16 protein-coding genes are annotated in these 17,156 nt (G+C 72.1%); 9 read left to right on the top strand and 7 right to left on the bottom strand.

What is annotated here, in order from left to right; translation table 11 throughout:
- Positions 1-29 precede the first annotated feature (29 nt).
- Positions 30-1,832 (bottom strand): glycoside hydrolase family 3 protein, encoded by a 1,803-nt coding sequence (locus BLV05_RS00580; RefSeq protein WP_046768281.1) that lies wholly within the window; start codon positions 1,830-1,832, stop codon positions 30-32.
- A 290-nt stretch (positions 1,833-2,122) separates the two neighbouring features.
- Positions 2,123-3,007, bottom strand: coding sequence for an HhH-GPD family protein (locus BLV05_RS00575; protein WP_046768280.1), 885 nt, complete (start codon positions 3,005-3,007; stop codon positions 2,123-2,125).
- Positions 3,008-3,216: 209 nt separating this feature from the next.
- Between BLV05_RS00575 and BLV05_RS00570 the strand changes: the two genes are divergently transcribed.
- Both BLV05_RS00570 and BLV05_RS38075 read left to right on the top strand, forming a co-directional pair.
- The gene (locus BLV05_RS00570) at positions 3,217-4,446 is read left to right on the top strand and encodes a hypothetical protein (RefSeq protein ID WP_152690702.1); all 1,230 of its coding nucleotides are present in this window, start codon (positions 3,217-3,219) and stop codon (positions 4,444-4,446) included.
- A gap of 473 nt (positions 4,447-4,919) precedes the next feature.
- On the top strand, positions 4,920-5,045 hold the full coding sequence (locus BLV05_RS38075; protein ID WP_267884860.1) for a hypothetical protein: 126 nt from the start codon (positions 4,920-4,922) through the stop codon (positions 5,043-5,045).
- A 137-nt stretch (positions 5,046-5,182) separates the two neighbouring features.
- Here the strand turns inward: BLV05_RS38075 and disA are convergent, their stop codons facing one another.
- The 3 genes from disA to BLV05_RS00550 form a co-directional block, all read right to left on the bottom strand.
- Positions 5,183-6,277, bottom strand: coding sequence for a DNA integrity scanning diadenylate cyclase DisA (gene disA / locus BLV05_RS00560; RefSeq protein WP_197683483.1), 1,095 nt, complete (start codon positions 6,275-6,277; stop codon positions 5,183-5,185).
- Positions 6,278-6,433: 156 nt separating this feature from the next.
- Positions 6,434-7,825 carry a DNA repair protein RadA gene (radA, locus tag BLV05_RS00555; RefSeq protein WP_046768278.1) on the bottom strand — a complete coding sequence of 464 codons (1,392 nt, stop codon included), beginning with the start codon at positions 7,823-7,825 and terminating at the stop codon, positions 6,434-6,436.
- A 37-nt stretch (positions 7,826-7,862) separates the two neighbouring features.
- The gene (locus BLV05_RS00550; RefSeq protein ID WP_197683482.1) at positions 7,863-8,567 is read right to left on the bottom strand and encodes a class I SAM-dependent methyltransferase; all 705 of its coding nucleotides are present in this window, start codon (positions 8,565-8,567) and stop codon (positions 7,863-7,865) included.
- Between the two features lie 1,551 nt (positions 8,568-10,118).
- Here BLV05_RS00550 and BLV05_RS38455 point away from each other — a divergent pair.
- Complete coding sequence (locus tag BLV05_RS38455) at positions 10,119-10,226, top strand: LPXTG cell wall anchor domain-containing protein (RefSeq protein ID WP_083421474.1); 108 nt, start codon at positions 10,119-10,121, stop codon at positions 10,224-10,226.
- A 197-nt stretch (positions 10,227-10,423) separates the two neighbouring features.
- Here BLV05_RS38455 and BLV05_RS00535 read toward each other — a convergent pair whose 3' ends face one another.
- Positions 10,424-11,242: a hypothetical protein gene (locus BLV05_RS00535; RefSeq protein ID WP_046768386.1), complete on the bottom strand. Its 819-nt coding sequence runs from the start codon at positions 11,240-11,242 to the stop codon at positions 10,424-10,426.
- Here BLV05_RS00535 and BLV05_RS00530 point away from each other — a divergent pair.
- From BLV05_RS00530 to BLV05_RS00520, 3 genes are all read left to right on the top strand, one after another.
- Positions 11,201-12,169, top strand: coding sequence for a Ppx/GppA phosphatase family protein (locus tag BLV05_RS00530; protein ID WP_046768276.1), 969 nt, complete (start codon positions 11,201-11,203; stop codon positions 12,167-12,169). The two genes, BLV05_RS00535 and BLV05_RS00530, sit on opposite strands and share 42 nt — an antisense overlap.
- An 85-nt stretch (positions 12,170-12,254) precedes the next feature.
- Positions 12,255-13,061 carry a M15 family metallopeptidase gene (locus BLV05_RS00525; protein ID WP_082155151.1) on the top strand — a complete coding sequence of 269 codons (807 nt, stop codon included), beginning with the start codon at positions 12,255-12,257 and terminating at the stop codon, positions 13,059-13,061.
- Positions 13,062-13,108: 47 nt separating this feature from the next.
- Positions 13,109-14,002, top strand: a complete 894-nt coding sequence (locus BLV05_RS00520; protein WP_231948680.1) for a sugar phosphate isomerase/epimerase family protein — start codon at positions 13,109-13,111, stop codon at positions 14,000-14,002.
- Positions 14,003-14,151: 149 nt separating this feature from the next.
- On the opposite strand, the gene BLV05_RS00515 is transcribed toward BLV05_RS00520, so the two are convergent.
- Positions 14,152-14,628 carry a hypothetical protein gene (locus BLV05_RS00515; protein WP_052762359.1) on the bottom strand — a complete coding sequence of 159 codons (477 nt, stop codon included), beginning with the start codon at positions 14,626-14,628 and terminating at the stop codon, positions 14,152-14,154.
- A gap of 300 nt (positions 14,629-14,928) precedes the next feature.
- Between BLV05_RS00515 and BLV05_RS38070 the strand changes: the two genes are divergently transcribed.
- From BLV05_RS38070 to BLV05_RS00500, 3 genes are all read left to right on the top strand, one after another.
- The gene (locus tag BLV05_RS38070; RefSeq protein ID WP_407716993.1) at positions 14,929-15,546 is read left to right on the top strand and encodes a TetR/AcrR family transcriptional regulator; all 618 of its coding nucleotides are present in this window, start codon (positions 14,929-14,931) and stop codon (positions 15,544-15,546) included.
- Positions 15,547-15,607: 61 nt separating this feature from the next.
- Positions 15,608-16,336, top strand: a complete 729-nt coding sequence (locus BLV05_RS00505) for an ABC transporter ATP-binding protein (protein WP_046768275.1) — start codon at positions 15,608-15,610, stop codon at positions 16,334-16,336.
- On the top strand, positions 16,333-17,061 hold the full coding sequence (locus tag BLV05_RS00500) for an ABC transporter permease (protein ID WP_046768274.1): 729 nt from the start codon (positions 16,333-16,335) through the stop codon (positions 17,059-17,061). The genes BLV05_RS00505 and BLV05_RS00500 overlap by 4 nt, the downstream gene beginning before the upstream one ends.
- The last annotated feature ends 95 nt before the right edge of the window (positions 17,062-17,156 follow it).

Below are 17,156 nucleotides of genomic sequence, written 5' to 3'. Positions count from 1 at the left end.
GGGGGCTCCTCGGGATCTGCGGGCGGGGGTCACCAGGTGAGGCCGTGGCCGATCGGGTAGAGCACGGTGCCGTCGGCGGCCGGGATGACGACCGGCAGCCGTCCTTCCGGTGCGATGGCGCCGGTGAGCACCTTCGCGACGCTGCGCATCGACACCGTCGTGGACGAGTAGGCGGCCAGGAAGCCGGCCGTCTCGGGCAGGTAGGCGACGTCGTAGGCGTTGCGCGCGGCGACCGCGACGACGGGGTCCCCGGTGGCGGCCAGCTCGGCGACCAGCCGGCGCTGCCGGCCCTGCGGATCCGTCGTGACGATGTCCCAGGCGTTCGACGTGATGACGACGGTGAGGTCATGTGCCGGCGCGGCCTGGACGGCGGCCGCGATCGCGGCGTCGCTCGGCCTGGTGCCGACGGCCTGCACGGTCGCCGTCCCGCCTTGGGCGCGCAGAGCGGCGGCGAGGTCGTTGCCGGCCGCGGTGTTCGTCGTGACGACGTTGACGCTGCTGGTGGGCGCGACCGGGAGGATGGCCGCGCCGGTGGGGTCGGTGTTGCGCAGCGCCGTGACGGTCGGGTCGGTGATCCGCTGCGAGGCGATCTGGTGGGCGCGGACGCCGACGGTCCGGGCGACCCGGTCGACGTCGACCTGCTCGTCGCCGGTGATGCCGCGCTTCCACTTCAGCTCCAAGACCCGCTCGACGCTCTGTTCCAGCCGGTCCTCGCTGATCTCGCCGTCGCGGACGGCCTGCAGCACCGCCTGGTACATGACGTCCATGTCGCCGTCCTTCGGCACCAGCAGCTGGTCGACGCCGGCCAGCAGCGCGAGGACGGGGACCCGGGCCGGGCCGAAGCCCGCGCGGACGCCCTCCATGTTCAGCGCGTCGGTGATGACGAGGCCGTCGAAGCCGAGCTCGTCACGCAGCAGCCCGGTGATGATCGGCTCGGACAGCGTCGCCGGCACCCCGGTCGGGTCCAGGCTGTCGACGACGATGTGCGCCGTCATGATCACGTCGATCCCGGCTTCGATCGCGGCCCGGAACGGCGGCGCGTCGATGGTCTCCCACTCCTGGCGGGTGTGGTCGATCTCCGGGACGCCGTAGTGGCTGTCGGTCGTGGTGTCGCCGTGGCCGGGGAAGTGCTTGGCGGCCGCCGCGACGCCCTCGCCGGCCTGGTAGCCGGCCACCTGCGCCGTCACGTAGTCCGCGGCCATCGTGGGGTCGGAGCTGAAGCTGCGCACGCCGATGACCGGGTTCTCGGCGTTGACGTTGACGTCCGCGACCGGCGCGAAGTTCTGGTTGATGCCGACGGCGCGCAGCTCGCGGGCGGTGATCCGGGCCGCTTCCCGGGCGGCGTTCGTGCTCTGGGCGGCCGCCAGGGCCTGGGCGCCGGGGAACTGCGTCGCAGGCGCGGGCATCCGGGCGACGATGCCGGTCTCCTGGTCCGCCGAGATCAGCAGCGGCGGCCCGCCGGACGCCGTCGCGGACTGTTGGAGGGCATTGGAGAGCTGCGCTATCTGCTCCGGCCGGTCGACGTTGCCCGCCCACGCGAAGTAGATGACGCCGCCGAGGTGATACTTCTCCACCACGTCGGCGGGGGTGTCGACGCCGTAGGCGGCCCGGTTGCTGGTCCGCTGCGCCGCCGTGACCGTGTGCGCGTCGGCCCCGTACACCTGGACGACGAACAGCTGGCCGACCTTCTGTTCCAGCGTCATGCCCGCCAACCGGGCGGCGACCCACTCCGCGCCCTCGTCCTCGTCCGCCGCCGCACGCGGGGCGATGAGCACGACGGCGCCGGTCGCCGCGACGGCGCGGAGAAAGCTGCGACGGCGAATCACGGGCATGTGGGCCTCCGGGGGACGGGCGGTTGCCGTTTTCAGCGAGCCAGCTTGTGGCGGAACGTAGCGAAATGATTACCGCCGGTCAAGGGTGGTCACGCCGGGCGGTGTCTTGTGGCGCTGCGCCGGCGGGGTCTGCTTGCGGGGTCGGAGGGGGCGGCGGGTGCTGCGCCGGCTCCGCTTCGCGGCGGTGAAGCATGCCGCGTGCGCTCTTGACGCCGGCTCCGCACCCGCCGTCCCCTCCTCATGGTCGTGCGCACCGGGCCGCCAGCTCCGCGCCCGCCGCACGGCCAGGGCTATCCCACTTGACCGGCGGGCGGGGGAGAGGTGGGGAGGCGGAAGAGGTCGCCGTCCAAGGGTTCGATGAGGCCGTCGGCGACGAGGGTGTCGAGGGCGCGTTCGCGTTGGGCGGGGTCGGGCCAGGTGGCCTCGAGCAGGTGTTTGGGCACGGGGGTGGTCGAGTCGCGGAGGATTGCCATCAGGCGGCCGCGGACCTGGCGGTCGGTGCCGTGCCAGGGCTGGCCGCGGCGTGGGGGACCGTCGTCGGGAGGGGAGCCGGCGAGGCGCCAGGCGCACTGGTCGGCGATGGGGCAGGCCGAGCAGCGCGGCGAGCGGGCGGTGCAGACCAGCGCGCCCAGTTCCATGACGGCGACCGCCCAGCGGGGCGCGGTGTCGCCGTCCGGCACCAGGTCCAGCGCCAGCCGCCGCTCGGCGGACGTCGGCGCGACGGGTGCGTACTGGGTCCCGGCGACGGCGCGGGCGAGCACCCGGCGGACGTTGGTGTCGAGGACGGCGTGCCGGGCGCCGAACGCGAACGACGCGACCGCCGCGGCCGTGTAGTCGCCGATGCCGGGCAGCGCGATCAGCTCGTCGTACGTCCCCGGCACGTCACCACCGTGCCGCGCGACGATCGCCCCGGCCGCCGCGTGCAGCCGCAGCGCCCGCCGCGGGTAGCCCAGCCGTCCCCACGCGCGGATCGCCTCGCCCGGCTCCTCGGCGGCGAGATCGGCCGGCCGCGGCCACCGTCGCATCCACTCGTGCCACACCGGCTCGACCCGCACGACCGGGGTCTGCTGCAGCATGATCTCGCTCACCAACACGCCCCAGGGCGTCCGGCCGGGCGCGCGCCACGGCAGATCGCGCGCGTGAGCGGAGTACCAGGACAGGACGGTGGCGTGCATCAGCGTCGAGTCTAGGCCCGGCGGCAGCGGGTCACAAAGGGCCAAAAAGGACACCGGAAAATATCCGCCGACGACGTTTCGTCATGGTCATTGACTCATGATCAGTCTCGTAGTTAGCGTCTCTGACGCGTGATCAATTCTGCACGCACGGATAAATCCGGACTTTGTCCCCATCGAGGCCGGAAAAGGGTAGTGGAGAAGGAGCAAGTATGACTCTGGAAGCGACTGACCGGCGGCGTGTGCGTCGTGGTGCGGTCAAGGTGGCAGCGGGCGTGGCCGGCGCGGCGCTGGTCTGCTCGGCCGCCGGGCTGCAGGCACAGGCCACCGAGTCCGGCACGGCCGCCGAGCCGGACCAGCGCTCCGGCGAGTTCAGGATCGCAGCGGACGGCTACTACGCCACCGCGCAGGTGAGGACCGGCGCCGAGGCGCCCCTCCCGGTGGAGGTGCCGGAGCTCGACGCGCACGTCACCGTCGGGCAGATCGAGTCCGAGGCGAACTCGGCCGGCGTCGAGGGCGAGGACGAGGGCGTCTTCTCCCGGGCGTTCGGGATCATCGCCAGCGTCGGCGGCGCGGGCGCCGAGTTCGACGTCCCGTACCTGGTCGAGCAGGTCGCGTTGCCGGAGGAGGCCGACACGGCCACCTACGGCCTGCACGGCCTCGAGGTGCCGATCCTCGGCAACCTCGACGCGATCTCCGGCGAGGTCAAGGCCAACTGGAACGACGACCTCGTCACCGAGGGCGGCGCAGGCGGCGTGCTGACGTCGCTGTACTCGGGTGTCGGCGAGGTCGACCTGATCGACATCGCGGACCTGGGTGGGGTCGCGGACATGCTGCCGATCGAGCTGCCGGCCGGTAGCCCGGTCGTCACCGTCGGCGCCGGCCAGCTGCTGCAGGAGACCGGCACGTTCCCGAAGGACGACGGCTCGCTGGGCGCCTACGCCGAGGTCAGCGGCCGGTTCGCCGACCTGAGCGTCCTGGGCGGGGCGGCCAACGGCGGCATCTCGCTCGGCCTGGCGGGCTCCGACGACGGCGAGACGCCGAACGCGTGGGGCCGGCTCGCGGCGACCGGTGAGCCGGGCGGCGCGGCGTTCGACTACGAGCTGCCGGCCCTCGAGCTGCACGTCGGTGACAACGACGTCATCCACGTCGAGCCGGGCTTCGACGAGACGTTCGACCTGGGCGGCCTGTCGGTGAACCTGAACTTCGCCGACTACCGCGACTCCGACACCGTCCTCGCCGAGGACGGCACGGTCGCGTCCGCGTCGGGCGGCGGCCTGTCGGTGCGCGTGACGGTGACCGTCCCGGTCCCGGTCGTGGGCGACGTCGAGGTGGCCAGCGCCGAGGTCGGCCTGCTGAGCTTCCCCGAGCTGAGCGTCGAGGTCCCGCAGGGCGGCATCACCGGCGAGGCCGTTCCGGCCGACGCCGCGCGCTCGCTCTGAGAGCAGCCGGGCTCCGGCCCGGCGATCGAGCACGGCGGTCCCACCCGCCGCCGTGACACGAAATGAGATGAACCTCGTGGGTCCGGCGCCTTCGCGAGAGGGCGGCGGGCCCACGAGTCATGTACGCGACAATGCGTCGGTGACGACGCTGCTGCTGGTCCACGGTGGGCTCTGGGAACCGGGCATGGACGCCGACGCCTTCTGGCGGCGGCCGGGCGTCATCGACGCGCTGGAGGGTCGCGGCTTCGACGTGCTCGCGCCGGATCGGCTGACTCGCGCGACGTCGTGGGCGGCCGAGGCAGATCACCTGGCTCGGACGCTGCCCGGGGAGCCGGTGGTCGTCATCGCCGGGTCGAACGGCTGCTCGGCGGCGGTGCGGCTGGCGCTGGCCAGGCCGGACACGGTCGCCCGCCTGCTGCTGGCCTGGCCTGCTGCCGGCGGACCCGCCGAACCCGTTCCACCAGCGCCGGGCGGTGGACGCGCTGGCCGCGCTCGTGCCGGGTGCGGTCGTGCTGCCGGGCTGCACGGAGCCGCCGCGGCCGGACTTCGCCGCGGACCTCGACCGGTTCGCCGACGCCGTCGCTGCCTTCGCCAGCTGACGAGTGCGGTGTCCGGTTCGCCCGAACTGTGCGTTCGTGTGCCTGAGTTCGGTCCCCGCCCGGTTGGGAGGGTGCCCACCCTACGGGCGGGCGCTGACAACGTTCGTTCGCACGACGTTCGTCCGCGACGACGCTGGTCAGACGTAGCGTTCGAGGATGCTGGACTCGGCCAGCCGGGACAGTCCCTCGCGGACGCTGCGGGCGCGGGACTCGCCGACGCCCTCGACGGCTTGGAGATCGTCGACGCTGGCGGCGAGGAGCTTCTGCAGGCCGCCGAAGTGCTCGACCAGGCGGTCGATGACGCTGTCGGGCAGCCGCGGCACCCGGGCCAGCAGCCGGAACCCGCGCGGGCTCACCGCGGCGTCGAGCTGCTCGCCGCCGCCGGGGAAGCCGAGCGCCCGGGCGACCGCGCCGAGGTCGAGCAGGTCGGTGCCGGACAGTGTGTCGAGCGCGCTGATGGCCTCGCCGAGGCTGCGCTTGCGGCGTCCGGACGGTGCCGGCAGGTAGTCGCGGATGACCAGCTCGCGGTCGGAGTCGACGCCGGCGACGAGCTCGTCGAGCTGCAGGCTGAGCAGCCGGCCGTCGGTGCCGAGCTCGACCACGTAGCCGTCGATCTCGACCGAGATGCGCCGCACCATCTCCAGCCGCTGCGCCACCGAGACGACGTCGCGGACGGTGACGAGGTCCTCGATCTCCAGCGCCGACAGCGTGCCGGACACTTCGTCGAGGCGCAGCTTGTAGCGCTCGAGCGTGGCCAGCGCCTGGTTGGCCCGCGACAGGATCTGCCCGGCGTCCTCGAGCACGTAGCGGATGTCGTCGACGTAGATGGCGACGATGCGCATGGACTGGCTGACCGAGATGACCGGGAAGCCGGTCTGCTTGGCCACGCGCTCGGCGGTGCGGTGCCGGGTGCCGGACTCGGTCGTCGGGATGGACGGGTCGGGCACCAGCTGGGTGGCCGCCTTGAGGATCTTCGTGCAGTCGCGGTCGACGACGATGGCGCCGTCCATCTTCGCCAGCTCGCGCAGCCGGGTGGCGCTGAACTCGACGTCGAGGCTGAAGCCGCCGGTGGACATGGCCTCGATGGTCTTGTCGTAGCCGAGCACGACCAGGGCGCCGGTGCGGCCGCGCAGGATCCGCTCCAGGCCCTCGCGCAGCGCCGTGCCGGGCGCCACAGCTGCCAGAGCCAGGCGCAGCTTCGCGTCGGCGCCGGCTCGATCGATGCCTTGCACGTGACCCCTGTCGTGACCCGAACGGCTTCTCGTTGATGAACAGTGTACGTTTGCGCGGCGCCGTCCCGGCGAGGGACAGCCGACGGCGCGGATAGAACAGTCTAGGGCGTGATGTGCCGGTGTGTGGCGTCGTTGACGTCAATACCACGCAACGATTCAGGTGCGCTGGGGCGAATCCGCCGCCAACCCGGCATTGCGACCGGCCGCCGCCAGCGCCTGGCCGACGTCGGCGACCTCGACGACGCGGATGCCGCCGGGCACGGGGCCGGGGTCGCCCGGCACCAGCGCCGTCGTGAACCCCATGCGCTCGGCTTCGGCCAGCCGCCGCTGCAGGCCGGACACGCGGCGGATCTCGCCGGCCAGCCCGACCTCGCCGAGCGCCGTCAGCCCGGCCGGCAACGGAGTGCCGGACGCCGCGCCGGCCACCGCCAGCAGCAACGCGAGGTCGGTGGACGGCTCGGACAGCTTGGCGCCGCCGACGGTGGACGTGTAGACGTCGCTGTTGCTGAGCCGGACCTGACCGCGACGCTCGAGCACGGCCAGCACCATGGCGACGCGCGAGGAGTCGAGCCCGCTGTTCGCCCGCCGCGGCGTGGCCAGCGCGGACGTCGCCACCAGCGCCTGCACCTCGCCGAGCAACGGGCGCCGCCCCTCCAGCGTGACGGTGACGCAGGTGCCCGGCACCGGTGTGGCGTGGCGCGACAGGAACAGCCCGGTGGGGTCGGCCAGCGAGCTGATGCCGGTGTCGGTGAGGTCGAAGCAGCCGACCTCGTCGGCCGGCCCGAACCGGTTCTTCACCGTGCGCACCAGCCGCAGCCGGGAGTGGCGGTCGCCCTCGAAGTGCAGCACGACGTCGACCAGGTGCTCGAGCACGCGCGGCCCGGCGATGCTGCCGTCCTTGGTGACATGGCCGACGAGGATGGTGGCGATGCCGCGGTCCTTGGCCAGGCGGATCAGCGACGCGGCCACCTCGCGCACCTGTGTGACGCCGCCGGCCGCGCCGTCGACGGCCGCGCTGGACACCGTCTGGACGGAGTCGAGCACCAGCAGCGACGGCTGGACCTCGTCGATGTGCCCGAGGACGGCGGACAGGTCGGTCTCGGCGGCGAGGTAGAGATGGTCGGCGACGGCGTCGATGCGCTCGGCCCGCAGCCGCACCTGGGCCGCGGACTCCTCACCGGTGACGTAGAGCGCCCGGCCGGCCTCGTGCGCCCACCGTGCGGTGACGTCGAGTAGGAGTGTTGACTTGCCGACGCCCGGCTCGCCGGCCAGCAGGATGACGGCGCCCTGGACCAGCCCGCCGCCCAGCGCGCGGTCGAACTCGCCGACGCCGGTGGGCCGGGAGCGGGCGGCCTCGATGGCGACCGAGCCGATCGGCTGGGCCGCCTCGGTGACCGGGCCGGCCGCCGTGACGCCGGCCTTCGCCGTGCCGGCCTGCTCGACCGTGCCCCATGCCTGGCACTCGCCGCACCGGCCGACCCACTTGGCCGTGGACCAGCCACACTCGGAGCACCGGAAGACCGGGGCCGTCGTCTTCGCCTTCGCCATGACCAGAACCGTAGACGGCCGGTCCGACAACCGTGCGTCAGAAGCGGCGCCAGAACAGGTTGACGGCGTAGTCGACGGAGGCGGCGTCGTGCTCGGTCAGGATCGCCTCGGCGTTCTCGGGGTCGAACTCGATCCGCACGACGGCTTCGAACGCGGCGCGGTCGGGCAGCTCCCAGCGCATCGTCAGCGGCTCGCGCTGCCAGCCCTGCCGGGCCCAGAACCGCTCCACCGCCTCGGCGTCGTACGACGGCAGCGCGGTGCGGAACCAGCGGCCGAACGTCGACCGGGTGGCGTCGTTGTCGATGACGAACGCGGTGCCGCCGTGTCGCAGCACCCGGCCCAGCTCGGCCAGCCCCGGCTCGCTGCCGGGTCCGAAGAAATAGGACCAGCGGGCGTGCACGACGTCGACCGACGCCGGCGGGAGCGGCAGCTGCTGCGCCTTGCCGCGCAGGACGGTGATGCGCGAGCGGACCGCGGCCGGCAGCGCCGCCACCCGCTGCTGAGCGCGTCGCACCAGCGGCGGGTGCGGCTCGACGCCGACGACGCGGCGGGCGGACGCCGCGAACCGGGGGAGATGGAACCCGGTGCCGCAGCCGACGTCGAGGAGGTCGAGCCCGGCCCAGTCGTGGATGCGCAGCATCGCGGCCTCGAGAACGCCGCCGGGGTCGACGCCGCGGTTCTCGATCTCGTAGACGTCCGGATAGTGCCAGATGTTCGGACTCGGTATGACGTCGCGGCGCACGTCCACATTATTGCAGACGCTCTTCACGAATTCGGACAGAAAGGGCTTCGAAAAGTGCTGTCGCCGGTATGTCACCTAGATGATTGACCTTTTGTAGAGTACCTTGACACCCCTGGCCAGTGGGTCGAATGTACTCCCTGGCGGGCACCCAGAAAACAGGTTGCCTGGGAAACACCTTTCGAATGATTTGAGGAGAATTGTGTTGAAGACAGTGCTGCGTGGCGCCGTTGTGGCCGGCGCTGCGCTCGCCGCCTGTTTCGCTATGAGCGTGCCGGCGGCCACGGCCGAGGAGAGCAAGGGGGTTGAGCTCCCCAACGAGATCACCAGCGTCGAGGAGGCCAACGGCCTGCTCGACACCCTCGGCCTCGGCGACATCGAGGTCGGCAACAGCCTGTGCGCACTGCCCTGGCTGTGGCAGGGACCGTTCAACATCTTCGTCGGCGGCCAGGAGGCCTTCTACGAGGCTTGCAACGGCAACACCGGCATCGCCATCGGCGACGGCATCAACGTCCTGAACAACAATGCCGACTCCTACGGCGATGGCATCAACGTCCTCAACAACGCCTGCGCGGCGCCCTGGCTCTGGCAGGGTCCGGCCAACGGCGGCGTCGAGGACCAGTCCGCCTACTACGTGGTCTGCAACACCGAAGAGACCACCTACGGCGACGGCATCAACGTGCTCAACGGTGCCTGCGCACTCCCGTGGCTCTGGCAGGGTCCGGCGAACGTGTTCGTCGAGGGCCAGGAGGCCACGTACGTCGCGTGCAACAGCGACGGCACCACCTACGGCGACGGGCTCAACGTTGGCAACAACGTCTGTGCGCTGCCGTGGCTGTGGCAGGGCCCGGTCAACGGGTTCAACGACGGTCAGTCCGCGCACTACGCCGCCTGCAACAACGACGGCACGCTGACCGGCGACGGTGTCAACCTGCTGAACAACGCCTGCGCCGCGCCGTGGCTGTGGCAGGGTCCGATCAACGCGGTGCTGGGCGAGCAGTCGGCCCACTACACCGCCTGCAGCGGCGCTGACGCGCCGTCGACGGACCTGCTGAGCAGCCTCGTCGCAGCACCTGGCGAGGACGGCGGCAGCATCGACATCCTCAACGATGCCTGTGCGCTGCCGTGGCTGTGGCAGGGTCCGCTCAACGCCCTGATCGGCAGCCAGGAGGCCTACTACCAGGCCTGCGATCGCGCCGAGGCTGAGACCGAGGTCGATGGGACCGAGGTCGAGGGCACCGAGGTCGAAGGTACCGAGGTCGAGGGCACCGAGGTCGAAGGTACCGAGGTCGAGGGCACCGAGGTCGAGGGCACCGAGGTCGAGGGCACCGAGGTCGAGGGCACCGAGGTCGAGGGCACCGAGGTCGAAGGTACCGAGGTCGAGGGCACCGAGTCGAGGGCACCGAGGTCGAGGGCACCGAGGTCGAGGGCACCGAGGTCGACGGGACCGAGGTCGACGGGACCGAGGTCGACGGCACTGACGACGGCGCCGAGGACGGCTCCGACGACGGCGCCGCTGACGGTGCCGACGACGGTTCCGGTGACGGCGAGTCGCTGCCGGACACCGGTGCGTCGAGCCAGCTGCTGTTCGTTGCCGTCGGCCTGCTGCTCGCCGGTGCGGCCGCCGCGTTCGCGGTGAACCGCCGCCAGGTCCAGCAGTAACAGCAACTCCCCTGTAGAGGCCGCCGGCCCGACCGAGAGGTTCGGGTCCGGCGGCCTCTCGCTGTCCGGTGCCGGACCCGGCCCCGCCCACCCCGCCCCGCCCCCAAGTTGATCTTGGAGTAGTTCGGCCATCAATCGGACAATTCGCCCAGTAATTGGCGAACAACTCCAAGATCAACTTGGGGTGGGCGGGGGACTCAGTCCGGCGGGTTCGCCGCCGCCGTCGCCGGGTGCACCAGCAGCGGCAGCTGGGCGGCGAGGAACGCCTCGCAGTGCTCGGCCAGCTGCTCGTAGGCCTTGTCGCCGACGAGCGCCCGCAGCTCCGGCTCGTTCGACCGGTAGACCGGCTCGCGCCCGACGTGCGCCTCGGTCGCCGTGGTGCAGTACCAGTTCATGTCGTGGCCGCCGGCGCCCCAGCCGGCGCGGTCGTACTCGCCGATCGAGATCTCGAGGTACGTCGTCCCGTCCGGCCGCTCGGCGTCGCGGTAGGACCGCCGGATCGGCAGCTGCCAGCACACGTCGGGCTTGGTCTCCAGCGGGTGCTGCCCGGACGCCAGCGCGAACGCGTGCAGCGCGCAGCCGGTGCCGCCGGCGAACCCGGGCCGGTTCAGGAACACGCACGCGCCGTCGACGACGCGGGTCTTGTGCTCGCCCTCGTCGTCGATCTCGACGACGCCGCCGCGCAGCCCCTCGTCGCGCAGCTGCCAGACCTCGGGGCCGAGCCGGCTCGCGTAGCCGCGCACGCGCTTCTCGTCGTCGTCATCGGAGAAGTGGGCGCCGTGCGTGCAGCAGCCGTCGTCGGGCCGGTCGGCGTAGATGCCGGGGCAGCCCTGCCCGAAGATGCACGTCCACCGGGACGTCAGCCAGGTCAGGTCGCAGCGCAGCACCTGGCCGTCGTCGGCCGGATCGGTGAACTCCACCCAGGCTCGCGCTCCGTGTGTCCGCAGCTCCACCCCACGAGTATCGTCTTTTTCGTGCGCATGGGTGTGCTCGACGTCGGTTCCAACACCGTCCATCTGTTGCTGGTCGACGCCCACCGGGGCGCGCGTCCGCTGCCGGCGTACAAGCAGAAGACCGATCTGAGCCTGGTCGAGCTGCTCGACGACTCCGGCTCCATTAGCGGCGAGGGCGCCGACCGGCTGGTGCAGACCTGCCGCGACGCGGTCGAGGCGGCCGAGGACAAGGGCGCCACGTCCATGCTGGCGTTCGCGACGTCGGCGCTGCGCGAGGCCGTCAACGGCACCGCCGTCCTGGACCGCGTGCGCGACGAGGCCGGCGTCGACCTGCAGATCCTGTCCGGCGAGGACGAGGCGCGGCTGACGTTCCTCGCGGTGCGCCGCTGGTACGGGTGGTCGGCGGGGCGGCTGCTCAGCGTCGACATCGGCGGCGGCTCGCTCGAGCTGGCCGCCGGCGGCGACGAGAACCCCGACGTCGCGGTGTCGCTGCCGCTCGGCGCCGCCCGGCTGACCCGCGCGTGGTTCACCGGCGACCCGCCGTCGAAGGACGAGGTGCGGGCGCTGCGGCGGCACGTCCGGGCCGAGATCGCCTCGATCATCGGCGGCGTCAACCGGTACGGCACCCACGACCGCGCGGTCGCGTCGAGCAAGACGTTCCGGTCGCTGGCCCGGGTGGCCGGCGCCGCGCCGTCCGGCGACGGCCCGTACGTCCGGCGCACGCTGAGCCGCTCTGACGTGCAGGAACTGGTGAAGAAGCTGGCCGCCATGACGACCGCCGAGCGGGCCAAGCTGCCCGGCGTGTCCTCCGGCCGGGCCGCGCAGCTGCTGGCCGGCGCGGTCGTCGCCGACGCCGTCGTCGACCTGTTCGAGGTCGACGAGATCGACATCTGCCCGTGGGCGCTGCGCGAGGGCATCATCCTGCGCCGGCTGGACCAGTTCGAAGGGGGCGAGTTCGGGGAGGCCGTCGAAGCCGGCCGCGAGGTCTGACGTCAGTCCTTATGGAAAATTGGACGAATCGGGTTAGAGTCATCTGGCCGTTATCGTCTCGTGATCTCCCGGAGGACCGCCGCTCGTGCCCAACGCTCGTCACAAGCGGCGCCACTCTGCCCGCCTCCGCCGGCTCGCTCTGCCCTTCGCGGGGGTGGGCGCGGCCGCCGGCGCCGCCGTCGGCGCCACGACGCTCACGGCCGCCCCGGCCCCGACGGCCGCCATCGCCTCGCTCTCGCCCGCCCCGTTCGACGTCGGCGAGCTGCGCGAGGACGCCGCGGCCGGCCCCGACCGCGGTGACAACGGCGCCCCGTCGCCGCTGGCCGGCAGCGTCGGCACCCCGTCCGCCACGCCGGCGCCCACCCCGTCGGCCCCGGTGACCGCCGCGCCCGCCCCGGCGCCCACGGCCGTCGCGCCGGTGCCGACGCCCACGCCGACCCCGGCCGGCTTCCCGCCGGTGGCCGGCTGCGACGCCACCATCCCCGACGACGACATCGGCAACGGCGAGCTCGGCTCCGATCACCTGTGCGGCATCGGCAGCGGCCAGCAGCTGCGCCCCGATGCCGCCGCCTCGTTCGTCGCGCTCGACGCGTTCTACCGGGCCGAGACCGGCGAGGGCCTCATCGAGTGCGTCACCGACTCGTACCGCAGCTACGAGGCTCAGGTCGACGTCGCCGACCGCAAGCCCGGCCTGGCCGCCGAGCCCGGCACCAGCCAGCACGGCTGGGGCCTCGCCGTGGACGTCGGCTGCGGCGCCAACTCCTTCGGCGGCGAGCTCTACGCCTGGCTCGACGACAACGCCGGCGACTTCGGCTGGGACAACCCCGACTGGGCCCGGCCCAGCGGCAGCACGCCGGAGCCCTGGCACTGGGAGTTCGCGCCCGAGTCGTGAGCCGAGCCCGGCGCCGGCGCGTGGCCCGGCGGCTTACCCTTGAGAGCGTGTCCGAACTGCGCCAGAGTGCCTCCGGGGTACTACGGGTCCCCGAGTCGCCCGTGGGGCTGTCCACCGCCGCCACCTACCCGCAGGGGGCCGCCACGGCGTTCGAGATGGCCGCGGAGCTCGGCTACGACGGCGTCGAGGTGATGGTGTGGACCGATCCGGTCAGCCAGGACATCGACCAGATCGAGAGCCTGGCCGAGCGGTACGGCATGCCGGTGCTGTCCGTGCACGCGCCGTGCCTGCTCATCACCCAGCGCGTGTGGTCGCCCGATCCCACGGTGCGGCTGACGAAGTCGCTCGAGGCGGCCCGCCGCCTGGGCGCGTCGACCGTCGTCGTGCATCCGCCGTTCCGGTGGCAGCGCGAGTACGCGCGCGGCTTCGTCGAGCTGGTGGCCCGGCTCGAGGAGGAGTTCGGCATCGCCGTCGCGGTGGAGAACATGTACCCGTGGCGGGCGGCCGGCCGTGAGGTGGCCGCCTACGCGCCCGACTGGGACCCCACCGACGAGGCGTACGAGCACATCACGCTCGACCTCTCGCACGCGGCCGTCGCCGGCATGGACTCGCTGAAGATGTCCGAAGCGATCGGCGACCGCCTGGCCCACCTGCACATGACTGACGGCACCGGCTCGTCGCGCGACGAGCACCTGATCCCCGGCCGCGGCAATCAGCCGTGCTCGGCGGTGCTGGAGCGGCTGGCCCGCATCGAGTGGTCCGGGTCGGTGATCCTCGAGGTCAGCACGCGGCGGGCGCGCAACACGGCCGAGCGCGAGGCCGACCTCGCCGAGGCGCTGGCCTTCACCCGGCTCAACCTCGCCGCCTCCGTGCAGACGGCGTTCGCGGTGGGCGCCGACGGGACGGCGGAACTGGTCGCCCGCGGTGGCTCGGCGGGCTGAGTCCCGGCGCCAGGATCGACGCCGGGAACCACGAAAGGCGCCGAGGGCGGTCGCCCTCGACGCGAGTCGTCGTACAACACCGAGCAGCACGGGGGAGATTGCCGCAGGAGAACTGGCAATCTCCGCCCCGTGCCCTCAGCTCAGGACGCTCAGCCCTGCGGCAGCAGCTGCGTGCCCTCGGGGAGCAGCTCCAGCAGCTCGCTCTCGGTGAGGTCCTCGGGAGCGACACCCTCGGGCAGCATGCTCTGCAGCTGCTCCTGGACGTCGGCCGGGATCTCCTCCGAGCCGTTGCAGGCCGCGTAGTCGCCGGCCTGGCTGCCCAGCAGGACGTTGAACGGACCCTGCCAGAACCAGGGCAGGATGCAGGCGTTGTTGCCGATGCCGCTGCCTTCGCCGTCCTCGGCCGCACCGTTACAGGCCGAGTACGAGCCGTACTGGTCCTCGACCATGAAGTTGACCGGGCCCTGCCAGAACCAGGGCAGGATGCAGGCGTTGTTCAGGATGTCGATCTCCGGAAGGGAGTCGGCACCCGGAACCTCCGGAGCCGCGGAGGCCGTGGCCCCGATGCCCATGGAGGCTGCGAACGCCACACCAGCGACGAGGGCGCCGCGCAGTACGTTCTTCACCAGAATACTCCTTGATCACGCGTTGTCTTGCGGTCGGATGGTGCATTGATGCGCATCAGCACGAAAGCTTTGACTGGCGGGCGAGCTATGTCAAGTGTGTTGTCGGAGAGTCACCCGATTGATGTGACCAAGTGCCGCACACCCTCCTGTTCAGGCGTTTCGTGGTGGTGCCGGACTATTTCGTCCGAGTTTTCGACACTTCTCGTACATCGCCGAAAGAATGCGACAACAGGGCACATGTCAGCCGTATAGGCACGGCGGCAGTGGGCGGCCGGCCGAGTTCGTGGATAGGATGCCGGAATTGTGGGAAAGGTTCTGAGGGCGCGGTCCGGGCGGCGTCGCGGCGCACCGGACACCAAGGGCGAGATCCTGGCCGCCGCTCGCGAGGTGTTCGGCGAGCGCGGTTACGACGGCGCCAGCGTGCGCGCCATCGCGGCCGCCGCCGGCGTCGACCCTGCGCTCGTCCACCACTACTTCGGGACCAAGGAGAAGCTGTTCCTGGTCGCGATGGAGATCCCGTTCGACCCGGCCGTCATCGCCGACGCGATCGCGGACGACAGCGGCGATGCGGGTGTCGGCGAGCGGGCCATGCGCACGTTCCTGAGCGTGTGGGGTCAGCCGTCCGGGCGCGCGCCGATGCTCGCGCTGCTCCGCTCGGCCCTGCAGCACGAGACCGCCGCCCGGCTGCTGCGCCAGTTCGTCACCCGGGCGCTGCTCGGCCGCGTCCTGGTCGCCTTCGAGGGCGTGCCCGACGGCGCGCTGCGGGCCGAGGCGATGGTGTCGCACATGATCGGCATCGCGATCATCCGCTACGTGGTCAAGCTGGAGCCGATGGCGTCGGTGTCCGACGAGGAGCTGGTGGCGCTGGTCGCGCCGGTGCTGCAGCGGTACTACGACGGCGCCTTCGAGCAGGACTAGCTCACCCCGAAACCCGCCCGCCGCTTGACGGCGGCTCGCTCACGGCCGCATTATTCAACACATGATGAATTCTGCCGTACGGATCCGCGGGCTGCGGGTCGTGCGCGGTCCCGTCACCGTCCTCGACGACTTCGATCTGGACATCCGCGCCGGCAGCCTGACCGGCCTGCTCGGCCCGTCGGGCTCCGGCAAGTCGACGCTCATGCGGGCCGTCGTCGGCGTCCAGAAGGTGGCCGGCGGGACCGTCGACGTCCTCGGCCGCCCCGCCGGCGACAAGAGCTTGCGCGACCGCGTCGCCTACGTGACCCAGGCGCCGAGCATCTACGCCGACCTCACCGTCCGCCAGAACCTGCGCTACTACGCTCGCGTCCTCGGCGCGCCGATGAGCGACGTCGACCGCGCGATCGAGCAGGTCGACCTCGGCTCGCGGGCCGACCACCTGGTGGGCCGGCTGTCCGGCGGGCAGGAGTCGCGGGTGTCGCTGGCGACGGCGCTGCTCGGGACGCCGGAGGTGCTGGTCCTGGACGAGCCGACGGTCGGGCTGGACCCGGTGCTGCGCGTGCAGCTGTGGGAGCTGTTCAACCGGCTCGCCCAGGACGGCGTCACGCTGCTGGTGTCGAGCCACGTGATGGACGAGGCCGAGCGGTGCGAGCGGCTGATTCTGCTCCGCGAGGGCCGGCTGCTGGCCGACGACACGCTGCCGGCGCTGCTGGCCCGCACGGGCGCGGCCGACGCCGAGGGCGCGTTCTTGGAACTGGTGGAGAAGGCCGAGCAGGAGGTGGCGTCATGACCCCGCGGATCACCCTGGCCACGGCCGCACGGGTGCTGACCCAGCTGCGGCACGACCCGCGCACCATCGCGCTGATGCTGGTGGTCCCGAGCCTGCTGCTGTCGCTGCTCTGGTGGGTCTACGACGGCGGCGCGCTGTTCGACCGGATCGGGCCGGCGCTGCTGGCGATCTTCCCGTTCCTGGTGATGTTCCTCGTGACGTCGATCGCGACGCTGCGTGAGCGGACGTCCGGGACGCTGGAGCGGCTGCTGTCGATGCCGACCGGCAAGTTCGACTTCCTGGCCGGCTACGCGCTGGCGTTCGGGTCGGTCGCGCTGCTGCAGGCGCTCATCACCGCGTCGGTGGCGATCGGTCTGCTCGACATGGACACCGCCGGGCCGGCCTGGCTGCTCATCGCCGTCGCGGTGTTCGACGCGCTGCTGGGCGTGGCGCTCGGGCTGTTCGTCAGCGCGTTCGCGTCGACGGAGTTCCAGGTGGTCCAGTTCATGCCGGCGCTGATCCTCCCGCAGTTCCTGCTCTGCGGGCTGCTGGTGCCGCGCGACCAGCTGCCGGACGTCCTCGAGGCGATCTCCGACGTGCTGCCGCTGTCGTACGCCGTCGACGCGATGAGCGAGGTCCAGGCCAACACCGACCCGGAGGTGTGGGGCCAGATCGGCGTCGTGCTGGGGTTCTCGGTGGCGCTGCTGGCGCTCGGCGCGGCCACGCTGCGTCGCCGCACTCCGTGACCTCAGGTGCCGTACCCTGGCGGAGTCCGGCTACCGCGAGGAGAGGGCACCGCATTGGCATTGGGGAAGGTTGGTAGCCGACCGCAGGGTCTGGC

Source organism: Jiangella alkaliphila (genome assembly GCF_900105925.1).
GTDB classification, from domain to species: domain Bacteria; phylum Actinomycetota; class Actinomycetes; order Jiangellales; family Jiangellaceae; genus Jiangella; species Jiangella alkaliphila.
The sequence above is the reverse complement of the archived record's forward strand: the minus strand, read 5'-3'. Positions and strand labels throughout refer to the sequence as shown.

What these genes read in the sequence shown, in the direction of transcription:
- BLV05_RS00505 (WP_046768275.1), top strand. Translation starts at nt 15,608, where the DNA reads ATGATGAATTCTGCCGTACGGATCCGCGGGCTGCGGGTCGTGCGCGGT.
- BLV05_RS00570 (WP_152690702.1), top strand. Translation starts at nt 3,217, where the DNA reads ATGACTCTGGAAGCGACTGACCGGCGGCGTGTGCGTCGTGGTGCGGTC.
- BLV05_RS00500 (WP_046768274.1), top strand. Translation starts at nt 16,333, where the DNA reads ATGACCCCGCGGATCACCCTGGCCACGGCCGCACGGGTGCTGACCCAG.
- BLV05_RS00575 (WP_046768280.1), bottom strand. Translation starts at nt 3,007, where the DNA reads ATGCACGCCACCGTCCTGTCCTGGTACTCCGCTCACGCGCGCGATCTG.
- BLV05_RS00580 (WP_046768281.1), bottom strand. Translation starts at nt 1,832, where the DNA reads ATGCCCGTGATTCGCCGTCGCAGCTTTCTCCGCGCCGTCGCGGCGACC.
- BLV05_RS00535 (WP_046768386.1), bottom strand. Translation starts at nt 11,242, where the DNA reads ATGGACGGTGTTGGAACCGACGTCGAGCACACCCATGCGCACGAAAAA.
- radA (WP_046768278.1), bottom strand. Translation starts at nt 7,825, where the DNA reads ATGGCGAAGGCGAAGACGACGGCCCCGGTCTTCCGGTGCTCCGAGTGT.